Annotated in this window: 11 protein-coding genes and 1 pseudogene; 9 read left to right on the top strand and 3 right to left on the bottom strand. The window is 38.4% G+C overall.

Annotated elements, in window-relative coordinates; all coding sequences use genetic code 11:
* Nucleotides 1–57 precede the first annotated feature (57 nt).
* From BOD01S_RS16585 to BOD01S_RS16565, 5 genes are all read left to right on the top strand, one after another.
* Nucleotides 58–918 (top strand): AraC family transcriptional regulator, encoded by an 861-nt coding sequence (locus tag BOD01S_RS16585; protein WP_036152894.1) that lies wholly within the window; start codon nucleotides 58–60, stop codon nucleotides 916–918.
* 580 nt (nucleotides 919–1,498) lie between these two features.
* Nucleotides 1,499–2,854, top strand: coding sequence for a TraB/GumN family protein (locus BOD01S_RS16580; RefSeq protein ID WP_036152891.1), 1,356 nt, complete (start codon nucleotides 1,499–1,501; stop codon nucleotides 2,852–2,854).
* Between the two features lie 386 nt (nucleotides 2,855–3,240).
* The gene (locus BOD01S_RS16575; RefSeq protein WP_036152888.1) at nucleotides 3,241–4,026 is read left to right on the top strand and encodes an ABC transporter ATP-binding protein; all 786 of its coding nucleotides are present in this window, start codon (nucleotides 3,241–3,243) and stop codon (nucleotides 4,024–4,026) included.
* Nucleotides 4,026–5,657 (top strand): hypothetical protein, encoded by a 1,632-nt coding sequence (locus BOD01S_RS16570; protein ID WP_036152885.1) that lies wholly within the window; start codon nucleotides 4,026–4,028, stop codon nucleotides 5,655–5,657. Before BOD01S_RS16575 ends, BOD01S_RS16570 begins: the two co-directional genes overlap by 1 nt.
* Nucleotides 5,658–5,846: 189 nt before the next feature.
* Nucleotides 5,847–7,391 (top strand): histidine kinase N-terminal 7TM domain-containing diguanylate cyclase, encoded by a 1,545-nt coding sequence (locus BOD01S_RS16565; protein WP_036152881.1) that lies wholly within the window; start codon nucleotides 5,847–5,849, stop codon nucleotides 7,389–7,391.
* Between the two features lie 108 nt (nucleotides 7,392–7,499).
* Here the strand turns inward: BOD01S_RS16565 and BOD01S_RS16560 are convergent, their stop codons facing one another.
* The 3 genes from BOD01S_RS16560 to BOD01S_RS16550 form a co-directional block, all read right to left on the bottom strand.
* Nucleotides 7,500–8,615, bottom strand: a complete 1,116-nt coding sequence (locus BOD01S_RS16560) for an S-layer homology domain-containing protein (RefSeq protein WP_036152878.1) — start codon at nucleotides 8,613–8,615, stop codon at nucleotides 7,500–7,502.
* A gap of 398 nt (nucleotides 8,616–9,013) precedes the next feature.
* Nucleotides 9,014–10,924: an iron ABC transporter permease gene (locus BOD01S_RS16555; RefSeq protein ID WP_244887326.1), complete on the bottom strand. Its 1,911-nt coding sequence runs from the start codon at nucleotides 10,922–10,924 to the stop codon at nucleotides 9,014–9,016.
* A 44-nt stretch (nucleotides 10,925–10,968) separates the two neighbouring features.
* On the bottom strand, nucleotides 10,969–11,952 hold the full coding sequence (locus BOD01S_RS16550; RefSeq protein WP_052124773.1) for an ABC transporter substrate-binding protein: 984 nt from the start codon (nucleotides 11,950–11,952) through the stop codon (nucleotides 10,969–10,971).
* A 119-nt stretch (nucleotides 11,953–12,071) separates the two neighbouring features.
* Between BOD01S_RS16550 and BOD01S_RS16545 the strand changes: the two genes are divergently transcribed.
* The 4 genes and pseudogenes from BOD01S_RS16545 (at nucleotide 12,072) to BOD01S_RS16530 (ending at nucleotide 14,465) form a co-directional block, all read left to right on the top strand.
* On the top strand, nucleotides 12,072–12,896 hold the full coding sequence (locus BOD01S_RS16545; protein WP_036152872.1) for an ABC transporter ATP-binding protein: 825 nt from the start codon (nucleotides 12,072–12,074) through the stop codon (nucleotides 12,894–12,896).
* Between the two features lie 254 nt (nucleotides 12,897–13,150).
* Nucleotides 13,151–13,630: a DUF2975 domain-containing protein gene (locus BOD01S_RS16540; protein ID WP_036152870.1), complete on the top strand. Its 480-nt coding sequence runs from the start codon at nucleotides 13,151–13,153 to the stop codon at nucleotides 13,628–13,630.
* 9 nt (nucleotides 13,631–13,639) lie between these two features.
* A complete protein-coding gene (locus BOD01S_RS16535; RefSeq protein ID WP_036152867.1) occupies nucleotides 13,640–13,855 on the top strand; it encodes a helix-turn-helix domain-containing protein in 216 nt (71 codons plus the stop codon).
* 211 nt (nucleotides 13,856–14,066) lie between these two features.
* Nucleotides 14,067–14,465 (top strand): annotated as a pseudogene (locus tag BOD01S_RS16530) (enoyl-CoA hydratase).
* Nucleotides 14,466–14,588: the final 123 nt, after the last annotated feature.

Raw genomic sequence — 14,588 nt, 5'->3', positions numbered from 1 at the left:
TTAACAGGAATGACTAAAGCGATGTTGTTAGACTGAGTGCAGAGAGGAGAGTTTTATATGGAGGGACTTCAACGGATGCTAGGTGCTATTGATTATATAGAAAGAAATCTGGATAATAATCTTTTCATCGAAGATATTGCGGATGTTGCCTGTATGTCTAAATTTCATTTTCAGCGGATGTTCAGTATGCTGACCGGCTATACAGTGAGTGAATATATCCGCAATCGTCGAATTACACTAGCGGCACAAGAATTAGTCAATTCAAAGTTAAAGGTAATTGATGTTGCTATGAAGTACGGTTATGAAAGTCCGGAGTCCTTTACAAAAGCATTTCGAAAGATTCATGGAATCAGTCCGTCAGCTGCAAAGAAAAACAGCCAATCCTTGAAGGCTTATCCAAAGCTCTCCTTTCAAATTCAATTAAAGGGTGATGTAGAAATGGATTATAAGATTGTAGAAAAGGAAGCATTTCAGGTTGTTGGTAAAAGTATACGTACAACGACGATGGAAGGAGAAAACAATCGAAAGATCGCCGCTTTCTGGAATGAAGTAAATCATAATGGGTTTGCAGGAGAACTTGCGAAAAACAGCGGACCACTTGGATTATTGGGGATCTGCATGGACTTTGATAAAGAACAGGAACATTTAACGTATTTAATTGGTGCTGAAAAGAATATCAAGAAAATCCCAAATGATTGGGAGGAAAGGGAGATTCCAGCAGCGACTTGGGCGACTTTCCCGGTACGCGGTGCGATGCCTGATGCAATGCCTAAAGTGTGGGACCGGATTTTCTCAGAGTGGTTTCCGGCAACTGGCTATGAGCATGCAGGCGGACCAGAGATGGAAGTTTACCTAAGTAATGCTGATCCATCTTCAGAAGACTATTATTGTGAGATATGGATACCGATAAAAAAGTAATGGCGCTGCCTGTGAACTAATCAATGGGAATATCGCTTTCATCACAGCTTTGTGGTGAAAGTGATATTGGCGCCTTGCCCCTTTAAAATCATCGGTGTAGTTGCCTGCTGTCATTTAATTTAATTAAATTAAATCTTTAGCTTTACAAGTACTTTACTCTATTATTTCTGTTAGACTCCCCCGATTCATATTTCTCTTCCTTTCAAAAGTCTTAATAATTTCCGGCATAAAAAGCTTTCCGCCCTACCCAAATAAATTTCACTCAGTGCCTCATCTAAACTACATAAGACCAATCAATTGGACAAGTTGATAACTTCTGAAGTTTCAAGAGTAACTTACATTAAAAAACAAAATAACCATTTATATGGTATAATTATCGGGTTGTTTTACCTTATATAGAATGGAAATGACTTGATCCATTATGTTTTTTAATATGCATGATGGATATTCCGTTTTTGGGTGATGGAGGAGGAGTAGAGCGGATGAAGCCTGCTGAATACGGGCATTCCTTCGTACTTTTATTTTCTCCTTAACTTGTTTCAAAAATTTTACTTTTTTAAAGTGAGAAGGAGAGTGTAGAATGAAAAACATATGGAAACGGACAGGTGCTATACTGCTTGGCGCATCACTGATGCTGACAACGGTAGTACCGGCGATCCAGGCAGAAGAACAAGCACCATTAATGCCATCGATTAGCGAATGGGCTGTTGGGACATTAAACGAGGGCGAAAAATATGGCATCTATCCGGTGGAATGGTATTATGATGGCTTTTTAGAAGAAATCCCGGTAGAGAAAGCGAATGAACTGCTGACGTTAACGGAAAAGAAAATTGCAGCACTAGGTCTGGCTGAAAATAAAACATATAAGCCGGTGAAGGTAAAAAACGACAACACACGCGGTGATATCGTAAAACGTCTTTATAACATTGCAGCACGTTATGATCTGCCTGTTGGCAAAGATCCCGTTAAGTACATGCAGGAGCGCCATATATTACAGGGCTCTTCAAAGGGATTACAGTTAGAGAAAAAGGCAACAACGCAACAGGCTGTTTTACTTGCCGTTCGATTCATCAAGGATACATATGCACTTGCACAGCAAGGAGCGAAGGGATTGGCCTGGGTAGTGGAGGATGAGGATACAACTGTTTATTTATTGGGCTCCATTCACGTAGGAACACCTGATTTATATCCGTTCGATGAAAAGCTTACTACAGCCTTTGATGAGTCGGATGCGCTCGTAGTAGAGGCAAATGTTCTGGATATGGAAGGGCTTGAATATTATACAGAAAAGGCAATGTATGCGGATGGCATTACAGTGAAGGATGCTGTGGCACAGGAAACATATGCGAAGCTTGAGCAAGTAGCAAATCTATATGATCTTCCAATGGAGCAGCTTGAACTGCAAAAGCCTTGGATGTTGTCCAACACGCTGTCATTGCTTGGAATGGAAGGTTCTTTTGAGATCGCTCCAGAAGTAATGGCGATGCACGGGATTGATAATTACTTCCTGGTAAGTGCGCTGTTGCAAGAAAAGCCGGTTATTGAACTAGAAGGTACAAAGGCACAGGTTGATATGTTTGAAGCGTTATCAAAAGAAGCACAGGAACAGGGGCTAGTTGATGTACTGGACAGCATTCTTCAACCTTCCGGGGAAAATGAGCATGATATGATGCAAGAATGGTTTGCAAGCTGGAAGCAAGGGGATGCCGAGGCATTTACAAAAAGCTATCTAGCACAGGCGGCAGATCCATCAGAATTCAATCAAATGTTATTTGGTGTACGGGATGAAAAAATGGCAAAGAAAATTGTAAATATGCTTGAAGAGAAAGAAGGAACGTACTTTGTTGTTGTAGGTGCGGGCCACTTTACAGTTGATAAAAATATTCGCTACCATTTAGAGCAAAACGGGTATGATGTAGAGCCATTTTATCAATAAGAAAGCTTGTAATAAAGTTATACTGCGCTGAAAAAGTTTAATCGTTTATAAAAACATAAACCGGAATTTCCTAGCTTTATAAAGAAGGTGTTTCGGTTTTCGTGTGGATTAATAATATTCTCCAATTTATTAGCTGCAGTAAACGTGTTTAATTGCTGAGTAATACTATTAGAAAATGAGCAAACCCTATTCTAAGCCACACTGAAGCCAGTTCATTATGAACTGGCTTTTTCAATTTCCAGCAAAAAAGGCATCTCTAAAAGTGATTGTGTCATTAAATACATTCCTTGATTTGGAAATTACTTGCCATTATTTACCCTGAAATTGGAACTATTTCATTTCCTATCCGTATAAGAGATAGATAGAAATTAAAGGAGGGAGCCAAAATGAATGAGCGGGAATTGTTAACAATTGCAAACCTAACGAAAAGCTATGGCAATAAGGAAATATTAAAAGGGGTTAATTTACATGTTGTACAGGGAGAAATCATCGGCTATATCGGTCCGAATGGAGCAGGGAAAAGTACAACTATCAAAATTATTTTAGGAATGGAAGGTGATTATGGCGGAGAGGTGAGGCTGTTTGGGGAAAATATCAGGCAGGACAGCGTTGAATATAAACGAAGAATTGGCTATGTACCGGAAATAGCGGATGTATATGATAATCTGACCGGCTATGAATATCTGACATTTATCGGACAGCTTTACGGGGTGGATTTAGACATAGCTGCAAATAAGTCACAAACCTTAATGGAACTGTTTGGAGTTGGGGAAGCGTATCATGCAAGAATTTCTTCTTATTCGAAAGGAATGCGCCAAAAGCTGTTGATTATTTCAAGTCTCCTACATAATCCTGATATTTTATTCTTGGACGAACCGATTAATGGACTGGATGCAAACAGTGTGATGATTTTTAAGGAAATATTGGCACAGCTCGCTGCACAGGGAAAGACAATCTTTTATTCCTCCCACCTGATGGATGTAGTGGAGAAAATCAGCAGCCGTATTATTTTACTGCATGATGGAAAAGTAGCCGCGGATGGCACGTTTGAGCAGCTGCAGGCGGAAAGTGCTGGGGGAACATTGGAGGCGATTTTCACCCAATTGACAGACTTCCATGATTACAGGGAAATCGGTGAACAATTTGTTGCCGTTGTCCAAGGGGGGCAGTGATGCAGGATTTTAAAGTACTGCGGCTGCTGGATAAGATTCAATTTGTTTATAGGGGAATGGGAATCGATTATGGACTCATGAGGAAAATCCTTCAGGCCAAGCTGACAATGGATGAGCGAAGGGTTCCGACTTTTTTCAACCAGTCTGCACAGAAAAAAGAGGAAGACCAAAAATATGGCTACATTAAATCTTTATGGATTTATGTGTTGATTAGTCTTGTATTTATCCCACTTATGGGCTTTGGAGAGAATTATATTTTCCAGATGAGCATTGCGTATGCCATCCTTATTTTTATGATTATGACAACCATGATTTCTGATTTCTCCACTGTCCTGTTAGATATACGGGATAGAAGTATTCTATCAACAAAACCGATTCATCCAAGAACAGTAAATGCCGCGAAATTCATGCATATTCTTATTTATTTAACTTATTTAACGATTGCTTTGACGGCGATTCCTCTTGCTGTTGGATTATTTAGACAGGGGATTATGTTTTTCCTTATTACGGTCTTGGAGCTAATATTGATTAATATCTTTATTGTGGTGCTCACAGCGTTGTTATATATCGCTATTTTGCGGTTCTTCGATGGGGAAAAGTTAAAAGATGCGATCAATTATGTACAGATAGGGCTATCTCTATCTTTGATGATCGGCTATCAAGTTTTAATCCGCTCTTTTGATTTGGTTGATTTCAATATGGTGGTGGAATTTCACTGGTGGAGTGTATTTCTCATCCCAATGTGGTTTGCCGCCCCTTATGAGCTGCTGCTAAATGGGAATCAGGCTTTATTCACGATCGGGTTCAGCCTACTGGCCATTATTATGCCGGTTATCTCGATATGGCTTTATATAAAGCTGATTCCAGCCTTTGAACGGAACCTGCAAAAATTGCTAGGTACAAGTAAGTCGAAGCGTGAAAAACAATCTCGTCTAAAAGGTATGTTACTGAGTCTTATTTGTAGAACGAATGAGGAGCGGGCCTTCTATCGTTTCTCGTCTCTTATGATGAAGCAAGAGCGGGATTTTAAATTGAAGGTTTATCCATCTTTAGGATTTGCCTTTGTCGCTCCATTTCTTTTTATTTTTAATAGCATGAGAATAGAGGATATAGACTTTTCCGTGAGCATGAGTTATATAAATATTTATTTCAGTATGCTGATTATACCGACCGCTGTGTTAATGCTCAGCCACTCTGCAAAATATAAAGCAGCATGGGTCTATACAGTATTTCCACTTACGGATTATACAAATTTAAAAAAAGGAAGCTTAAAAGCATTTTTATGTAAGCTTTATCTTCCTCTGTATATCCTATTAAGTATTATTTTTTGTTTTATTTATGGGATAAGGATCATTCCCGATTTAGCAGCTGTTTTAGTGGCCAGTTGTTTGTATACGCTCGTTTGTTATAGATTCTTTGGAAGCAGTATTCCTTTTACTAAACCAATTAGTAAAATGGGGGATGGCCATAGCTTCGAAATAGTTGTCTTACTATTTTTTGCCACGCTCATGGCAGGTATCCATTATTTCATGGCCGCAAAAATTACCTATGGTTCAGTCATTTACTTAGTGGTGCTCATCCTGCTGAATTTTACAGCTTGGAGACTTACCTTCCGGCATAGAACAAACTAAATAACTAGTTTTACAGTGGCATGGACGAAAAGCTTCATGCCATTTTTTATCGTAATTAAATAAACTGAAAATATGAAAAGGACTCGTTTTTAGAATGGCGGATTAAATATTAGAATATTAAGTATAACTTACTAGTCATATGTAAAAAGAGAGTTATATAATAATAGAAAATTACTACGGGAGAAATTCATGGCTGAAGAGTTGTTTGTATATGTTGTAATGATTGTCGCTGCCGGGGTGTTAAGCCTCCTTTTAAGCCTGTTTTCATATGTAAAACTAAGAAATGCCCCTGGTGGCAGCCAGTATATGGTTGTAACCTTGCTGTCAGCTGTTTTCTCTTTTTCTTATGCGTTTGAATTGATGAGTACGACATTGAAGGAAATTAAATTTTGGTTAGGAATTGAGTATTTGGTCATGCCGTTTCTTCCTGGTTTTATTCTATTCATGTGTGTTGAGTACATCGGCCGTAAAATAAAGCGGCCGTTTTTATATGTATTGTTCGGCATCCCGCTGGTTACAGTATTTACCCATCACACAAATGAGCTTCACCATCTATATTATGCATCTGTGGGACTGCGGAAAGATACGCCTTTTCCGGTAGTGGATTTTGAATATGGCCCTTTTTTTTACGTTCATGCCCTTTATCTTTTCCTATGCCTATCGATAAGTATAGTTATTTTATTATTACAGTTAAGAAAATCACTGCTGCGATTCAGGCTTCAAATTTTGACGATGGTAGCAGGGTTGCTTATGCCGATTGTGGCAAATCATTTTTATTTAAACGATTTGAGTCCTTACGGAATTGATCTGGGCCCGGTGTCTATGAGTATTTCTTTTATTCTTCATGGTTTGGCGCTGTTTTCCTTTCAGATGTTCCACGTTGCACCGATTGCGAGGGAAAAGGTGTTTGAAAGTATGCTTGAAGGAGTTGTCGTGCTAAATCAGCATGGAGAAATTATTGACTACAACAAGGCGATGCTGGAGGTAATACCGATGCTGAACTCATTTTCCATAGGCAGGCAAATAGAAAAGATATTGTCCGAAGATCAAAAGCTTGCCGCATTAATCCGTCGTGGCGAGGAATGCGACTATGAACGGATAGAAGAGAACCGCAATACCTATTATCAAGTTCGTTTTTCTCCAGTATTAAAGAATGCAAGTAATATAGGTACCATTATTACGTTTGTTAATATAACGGAAAGAGTGGAAATGCAGAAGAAACTTCATCAGCTTGCAAGCTACGACGGCTTGACGAACATTTATAATAGAACATTTTTTATGCATCAATCAGTTAATAAACTAAAATTCATTAAACAAAAGGGAGGGTATGCTTCCTTAATAATGTTTGATATTGACCATTTTAAACAGATCAATGATACGTATGGACATGAAGCAGGGGATATCGTGCTGGCAAATGTCGCCCAACTGGCTAAGAGCAGCTTAGAACCGCAAGATATAATTGGACGCTATGGCGGGGAAGAGTTTATTATTCTTTTGCCCGGAAAGAATGTAAAGGAAGCCTCTGAACTAGCCAATATAATCAGGATTAGTATTGCTGAAAGCTTAGCACATATTCATGGCCAGACGATTTATGTGACATCCAGCTTTGGCATCTCGCCCGTCCTGCTTGCACAGTCGGATCAAAAAGAAGCAATAAAACTTGCGATCAGAAAGGCAGACCATGCACTGTATACTGCAAAGAACAACGGAAGAAATAATGTTCAGTCATTTTAAAAAGGCTTCCAAATGATAGGGAAAGCTGATAAATAATGACTGAATACTTTTTCGAGTATGTAAATCAAAAAAATTCCCGCCTCTTCAAGAGATGGGAATCTTTTTTGATTAATTAACAGCCAAAGCCGTATCTAACATATTTTCATAATCATCTTCATCATAGACCATGTTATAAATTTTCCATGTTCCATCTTCTGTTTTCTTTAAATAGGCAGTTCCTGATAAATCGATTGTCATATTAAAATTCATATCAGGCTCATTCATAGAAACCTGCACTTTTAGGTTGTCTACTTTTACTTCTGCGAAACGTTTATTTAAAGAAATAATGTGACTTTTATGCTCACCCATTTGTTTCATTGTCATGGACTCACCGGCATATTCAGGATCATCTAATAGAACGAGGCTATCAAGTGAGTAGGCTAGATAGTAACCCATTGTTGTTTCATGGTAAAGGGCTTCCAGTGCTTCAGTATCTTGCTGGTCGGAGTATAAAAACTCTTCTGTCACATTGCGGTCTACTGTTTGAATTACTGCTGTTTCATCTTCTACCGTACCGGCTTCTTGATGTAATGCCCGGTCAATCATTAATATAGCCTGGGAACGCTTCGCAAAATCATTCGGTTTAAAATTATCTCCATATCCTTTAATGATCCCAACCCCTGCTGTTTTAACAACAGCTTCAAAAGCAAAGTTGCGCTCTGTTACGTCTTTGAAAGTTTTACCTGTTGCTGAAAAATCTACAGTCGGATGGAATGCACGATAAATCATGACAGCCATTTGAGCACGAGTGATTTTATCATTCGGTTTAAATGTACCATCTACTTTCCCTGTAATAATCCCTCTGCTGCTGGCAATCTGCACATAGTCGTAATACCATTGTGAAGACTTTACATCAGGAAATGATTTTTGAATCTCTCCAGGTGTTAAATTCATTGCGTTCACTAAAATTTTTGTGAATTGTGCACGCGTGATACTATTTTCCGGTTTTAAAAGAACGGATGTATATTCATATTGTTCCCCGTCTTCTTCATAAACCCCTGTCTCTTTATAGCCATCGATAATGTCTGCGTATAAGAAGCGTTCTAATTCCTCATATGCCCCGTGGTCGTAATCGACATCATCAAGGAAATAATCATCAATCGTTTTTTCTGCTGCCAAAGCAGGTGTTGTTGCTAAAAGTCCAAACATCAAAAGTAAAGCAAATAAAATACGGATTGCCTTCAAAAATGTAACCTCTCTTCATAAAAATATATTGTACAGGAAGATATTACTCTATTTATATCAAAAAGAATATAGTGAAAAATATGGGAATATAGTTTTAATTTTTCCAGAGCAGAAAGTGTAAAAGCAATATCTATTCTTCTAAATCGAGGAGAATTTGTTTTACCTAAAGCAAATGGTTCATTCAGAATGCTTCTTTTATATTGGCAATAAATAAACTTCTTGAGAGCCTATAAGTAGGTTTAGTAAAGGGGAAATTGCATTAAAAAGGGAAGACGTTCCCTTAATAGAATCAAGCTATCATAGCCGATCCCAAAGAGAAGATCCCCCTTATGATTTATAACAGGTATTTATCAGTATAAATGTAGAGTTATATAGTACACCCATTCCACTGCTGTTTATTATTTCATCTTGTACATTAAGTATAGTAAATAAGGCGCACCAATGAGAGAAACAACTAGACCGCTTGGCATTTCACTTGGCATAATGATTGTCCTACCTATAAAGTCAGCAAGGACGAGTAGAAAGGCACCTATCATACTTGCCAGCAGCCAAACTGCTCTTGTTTTATTACCAACGATTCGGCGGGCGATATGTGGTGCGACAAGGCCAACGAAACCAATCACACCAACTATTGTAATTGTGAATGTAGTTAAGATTACTACAAATAGTAATGTAATAATTCGAATCTTTGATAAATTCACACCCATACTTTGGGCTGTATCCTCCCCGAATTGCAGCATATCTATATACCGGCTAAGCAATATCGAGGGAGCGGCTATAAGGATTAATACAAGAAGTGCCAGCTTAAAATCTAACCAGTTTGTTGCATAGGTAGAACCCGATAAAAAAACGAGTGCATTGGTAACAGTAAGCTTCGCTTTAATGGTTAGTACTTGAATAATTGATGAGCCAAATGCAGATAGACCGATACCGATCAACGTGACAAGGACAGGGTTGAACTTGGTTTTTTTTGCCATAAAATAGATAGCAACAAAAGCAAAAATTGTCCCTATTGCAATTCCGATTGGTAAAAAGGCAAGGCTCACAGAAGGTAGAGCTACAAGAAAAATCATCCCTCCTGCACCACCAAGCGAAGTTAAGCCGATTACACTTGTATCTGCTAATGGGTTACGTAATATCCCCTGTAATAATAGACCACTGATGGCAAGTAATATACCGATTAGAGCAGCTGTCAACACACGGGGTAGACGAAATTCAGTAATAATAAAAGAAGACCAATCTAATATCCACACGTCTCCATTATAAGCAATAGCTATGAATAGCAAAGCAATGAAGAGAATACTTACAACTAACAGGCTAAAGGAAAGTCTCATTGGAGTTGCAGTGTTACCCAGCTTTGACTGTCCGTTTGACATGAATTGTGCTTTTTTCCATGCTAAATACAGCAGGCATGGAGCACCAACGAGAGCAGTTAATGCGCCGACGGGAATTTCAGAATGAGGACTAATAAAACGCCCTGCAACATCGGCCCCTACGAGTAAAATAGCGCCCCACACCATAGAAAAGATAAACAAAAGACCATGCTTTTTTACGCCCAAAAGCTTGACCAAATGGGGTGCCATTAACCCAATAAAACCAATCGGCCCGACAACACTGACAACGGTACTCGCTAATATAATTGCCACTATCCATGAAATTAATTTCATGAGTGGCACATTTTGTCCAAGTGATGTTGCTAAGTCTTCGCCTAGCTGGAATAGATCCAACTGTTTTGCTAAAAGCAACGCAATCATTAGAAATAGTACAATGACCGGCCAAGCAAATTGCACACCTGACCAATCCAGCTGAACAAGGGTACCTGATCCCCATAAAAATAAGCCGCCTGTTTCATTCTCATAAAGAAGCTGGAGAGTACCTGTTAAAGAAGAAAAGAACAAGGTAATAATCATTCCGGTTAACGCCACACGAACAGGCTCCATTCGTCTGCCGGCCAGCAGTAGAATCATCAGAGCGGATATAATGGCACCAAATAGGGCGATGCCAAGGCGAAATTCGCTTAATAATGTGGGAAAGAATACAGCAAATAGCACAATAAAGAAAAATGCACCTGCATTAATGCCAAGTGTACTTGCAGATGCAAGCGGGTTTCTTGTAAGTGTTTGAAGCATGGCTCCTGCAACTGCAAGCGCCATGCCTCCAATAATCCCTATAGCAAGCCTTGGGAGCCGCAGTGTCAAAACGACATCTTGTATGCGGCCCGGAGTCCAAATTTCTGTCAGAAGCTGTGAAACTGTATAATCAGCCTGCCCTTGAATGAGGTGGATGACCGACAGTACCAGCAAAATCATTATAGAAAGAATAAAATAATTCGCTTTTTTCATAGCCTGTGTCCTTATTTACTAAGAGAGCCAGCTAAACGATCTAATACAGTTAAAGCTGAAAGAGGACCGCCGAATAACCAGGCATCCCCGCCTAAAGAGTACAGCTGATCATTTTTTACAAAGCTGAGTCCCTGCCAGACTTGGTTTGTCTCTAATGTTTGCAGGAGAGGGTCATCCTCTTGAATGACATAAATGAAGTTTGCATCTTCGAGATTTGTTAGTCCCTCCATATTTAGCGTAGAATATCCATACGCTTCAAATTGAGGTGCTTCATAAGCATTTGCTAACCCTGTTTTTTCTAAAAGTTCTGATGCCATACTGTTTTTTGTGAACACACGGAACTCAGGGGCTTCTGCGCCAGTAAACGCCTGAACAAGCGAAAACTCTTTTGTAGTCAGCTCTGCAGCAGAAACCGCTGATGCAGCTTCTTCTATTTTTGCATCTACATCTTCTTTTAATTGTTCAGCCTTTGCTTCAGTTCCTGTAGCCTTCGCGATCACATCAAGCGTTTGGAACATTTCATCATACTGTGAGAGGTTCTGTTCTTCGGCTGGGTAGGGGTTAAATAATAGAGTTGGAGCAATTTTTTCTAAGTCCGCTAAAATTCCTTCATGACGGAATGAGATTCCGATAATTAAATCAGGCTGTAAAGATGCAATTTGCTCTAGATTAGGTTCGTTACGCGTGCCAACATCTACTACAGTATTATCAAGCTTTTCGTTAATATTTACCCATTTATTAAAACCTTCTATATCTGCTACACCTACTGGCTGCATCCCTAAAGCGAGCATGTCCTCAGCATATGTGTACTCTAATACAACTACTTTTTTTGCAGCTTTCGGCAAAGTGACTTTACCATTCACACCTGAGACAGTAATAGATTCATTGTCTGTACTTTCTTTTTTATTTTTACTTGTATTAACTTCAGTATTTCCACACGCTGCCAATGCCAATACTACTAAAGCGCATAGAAACATATACAATCCTTTTTTCAACTTAAGTCCCTCCAAATAGTGGATTAGAAAAATGATAATGATTATCATTATCCTTTACAATTAGTAATATTATAATATAAAATATGTTCTGTAAATACTTAAAAAATGAGGTAAATTTTATGCGCGATATAAAAATAGATCATGTCAAAATTCAATATGATGATCATCAGATTTTTGATGACTTACAGTTGTCTATTCCTTTAGGGAAAGTGACTATTTTTCTTGGCCCAAACGGCTGCGGTAAATCTACATTATTAAAAGCAATTGCACGACTATTAAAGCCGACAGCAGGCGGGATTTATATTGATCAAGAAGACGTTCATAAGATTCCCACAAAGGTGTTAGCAAAGCAACTGGGCATATTACCTCAATCTCCAATTACACCTGAAGGCATTACTGTGTTTGATTTAGTTAAGCAAGGGCGTTTTCCGCATCATTCATTATTTTCTTCCTGGACGAAAGAAGATACAGAAATTGTAGAGCAAGCTTTGCATTTAGCAAATGTTTGGGATCTAAAGGACCGAAATGTTGATTCATTATCAGGCGGACAGCGGCAGCGCGTATGGGTAGCTATGTGTTTGGCCCAAAATACAGATATCATTTTACTAGATGAGGTTACGACGTATTTAGATATGACTCATCAAATTGAAGTGCTTGATTTAGTCTATAAATTAAATCAGGAGCAGCAAAAAACATTTATTTTAGTCTTACATGATATTAATATGGCTGTGCGTTATGCAGAGCATTTAATTGTATTAAAGGATGGGGAAGTATATGCCCAAGGAGCACCGGAAGATATTATGACAAAGCAACTGTTGTTTGATGTGTTTGAGATGGATTGTGAAGTAATTGATAATCCGTTAGATGCCACTCCGCTGATTATTCCTGCGGTATTGGGTAGAAAACCTATAGGTAAGAAAGTCAGCCCATCCGTTTTAGTGTGATAAAAGCATTTTATTTCATAGGTTGAATGAGGCGGCTGATTTTTAAGATAGCCGTCCTTTTCAATTAGAGCATTGCCTGCAAACATGAATAATGTTGATTTCTTATAAAGCATTTCGATGTAATGAGGAATGCTTTTTTATGTTGTTATAAAATCACTTCTTCATATTTTTCATTTAAAAGAATAAAAATTTATTGTAAAACGATAAATGGTGTGTTACATTCAAAGTGATCCGAAATAAGTGAGGTGCCTTTTATGAAAAGGGAAACAGTTTTTTTGAAGTTTGTTATTGTTCTTATGAGTCTTCCAGTCCTGGCAGCGTGCATATTTTTATTACCGAAGATAGCTGAGTTTTTCGCCGAACTAAACCCGGAGTTTGCTTATTTGCAATATCCCTTTTTAATTGGGTTATATATAACAGCAATCGTATTTTTCTGTGCACTGTACCATTCTTTAAAATTGTTAAGCTATATTGATAAGAACGAGGCATTTTCGGAGTTGTCGGTAAAGGCTTTAAAAAATATCAAATATTGTGCTATTACAATCGGGGCTCTATATGTAGTATTTATGCCGCTCTTATATCTCATGGCAGAGATGGATGATGCGCCGGGTATTATCGTCATTGGTATGGTTATTATTTTTGGCTGTATGGCAGTGGGGGTTTTTGCGGCTGTTTTACAAAAGCTATTAAAAAATGCCATCGATATAAAATCAGAAAATGATCTAACGGTCTGAGGTGAAATAATGGCGATTATTATTAACATTGACGTGATGCTGGCTAAAAGAAAAATGAGTGTAACAGAACTCACAGAGAAGGTTGGTATTACAATGGCCAATCTTTCTATATTGAAAAATGGAAAGGCAAAAGCAATCCGTTTCTCAACGTTGGAGGCAATTTGCAAAGCATTAGAATGCCAACCTGGAGACATTTTAGAATACAAGTCTGAAGAAGATGCATAATTTAATACATGACATTATTACATGAATAAGGAGACTTGCCTTCAGTAAAGTTGGAGGCAGGTTTTTTCTTGATTGGCGATATACAAAGCAGTTTCTCTTCTTTTCTGCCTAACTATGTATTTTCATTAAATACCTTTGAAAGCAAAGGATTATGATAAGTAAATTCCGAATATTTAGTTAATTTGTTTTAATAATCGGAGGAGAATTTTATATGACGTTACAAGTAGAGGAAGTCATCACGTTTCAAAGGACGTTTACTCAAAAAGACGTTGAGCTATTTACAAAGATTTCAGGGGATGAGGGGATTCACCACATAGCACCGGATGAACAGGAACGGCTTGTTGTTTAGGGACTGTTAACGGCGACTTTTCCAACGAAGGTAGGGGGCGGCAATAATGTACTGGGGAGGAAGATGGACTTCGAATTTTTAAGATCCATTTTTACTGGCGACCCGATTATTTGTAATACGGAAATTAAACAATATGAAAGATAAGATAGAAAGAGGACGGCGATCACAGCAGTGTTTTTATGTGATAACCAGCATGGAAAGAAAGTATGGCAGGGAAGCTTTTCGGGCATTATCCGTCAGACAGATGAGGGGAGGGGATAATATCCTATCATTCGCTCGCTTGAAAAATGATATGTTCTTATAACCACTTATCATCATAGCGGCTATATAGGACATTTTTCAACGTAAGAGCAGCACCTGATGATATTGTTATAACTTTAATAA

The sequence above is a fragment of the Lysinibacillus odysseyi 34hs-1 = NBRC 100172 genome (genome assembly GCF_001591965.1).
Taxonomy (GTDB): domain Bacteria; phylum Bacillota; class Bacilli; order Bacillales_A; family Planococcaceae; genus Lysinibacillus_B; species Lysinibacillus_B odysseyi.
This window is presented reverse-complemented; position numbering and strand designations above follow the sequence as displayed.

Excerpts from the sequence above, each read along its gene's own strand:
- BOD01S_RS16575 (WP_036152888.1), top strand. The coding sequence starts at position 3,241 with ATGAATGAGCGGGAATTGTTAACAATTGCAAACCTAACGAAAAGCTAT.
- BOD01S_RS16585 (WP_036152894.1), top strand. The coding sequence starts at position 58 with ATGGAGGGACTTCAACGGATGCTAGGTGCTATTGATTATATAGAAAGA.
- BOD01S_RS16540 (WP_036152870.1), top strand. The coding sequence starts at position 13,151 with ATGAAAAGGGAAACAGTTTTTTTGAAGTTTGTTATTGTTCTTATGAGT.
- BOD01S_RS16555 (WP_244887326.1), bottom strand. The coding sequence starts at position 10,924 with ATGATTTTGCTGGTACTGTCGGTCATCCACCTCATTCAAGGGCAGGCT.
- BOD01S_RS16580 (WP_036152891.1), top strand. The coding sequence starts at position 1,499 with ATGAAAAACATATGGAAACGGACAGGTGCTATACTGCTTGGCGCATCA.
- BOD01S_RS16565 (WP_036152881.1), top strand. The coding sequence starts at position 5,847 with ATGGCTGAAGAGTTGTTTGTATATGTTGTAATGATTGTCGCTGCCGGG.
- BOD01S_RS16545 (WP_036152872.1), top strand. The coding sequence starts at position 12,072 with ATGCGCGATATAAAAATAGATCATGTCAAAATTCAATATGATGATCAT.
- BOD01S_RS16535 (WP_036152867.1), top strand. The coding sequence starts at position 13,640 with ATGGCGATTATTATTAACATTGACGTGATGCTGGCTAAAAGAAAAATG.
- BOD01S_RS16570 (WP_036152885.1), top strand. The coding sequence starts at position 4,026 with ATGCAGGATTTTAAAGTACTGCGGCTGCTGGATAAGATTCAATTTGTT.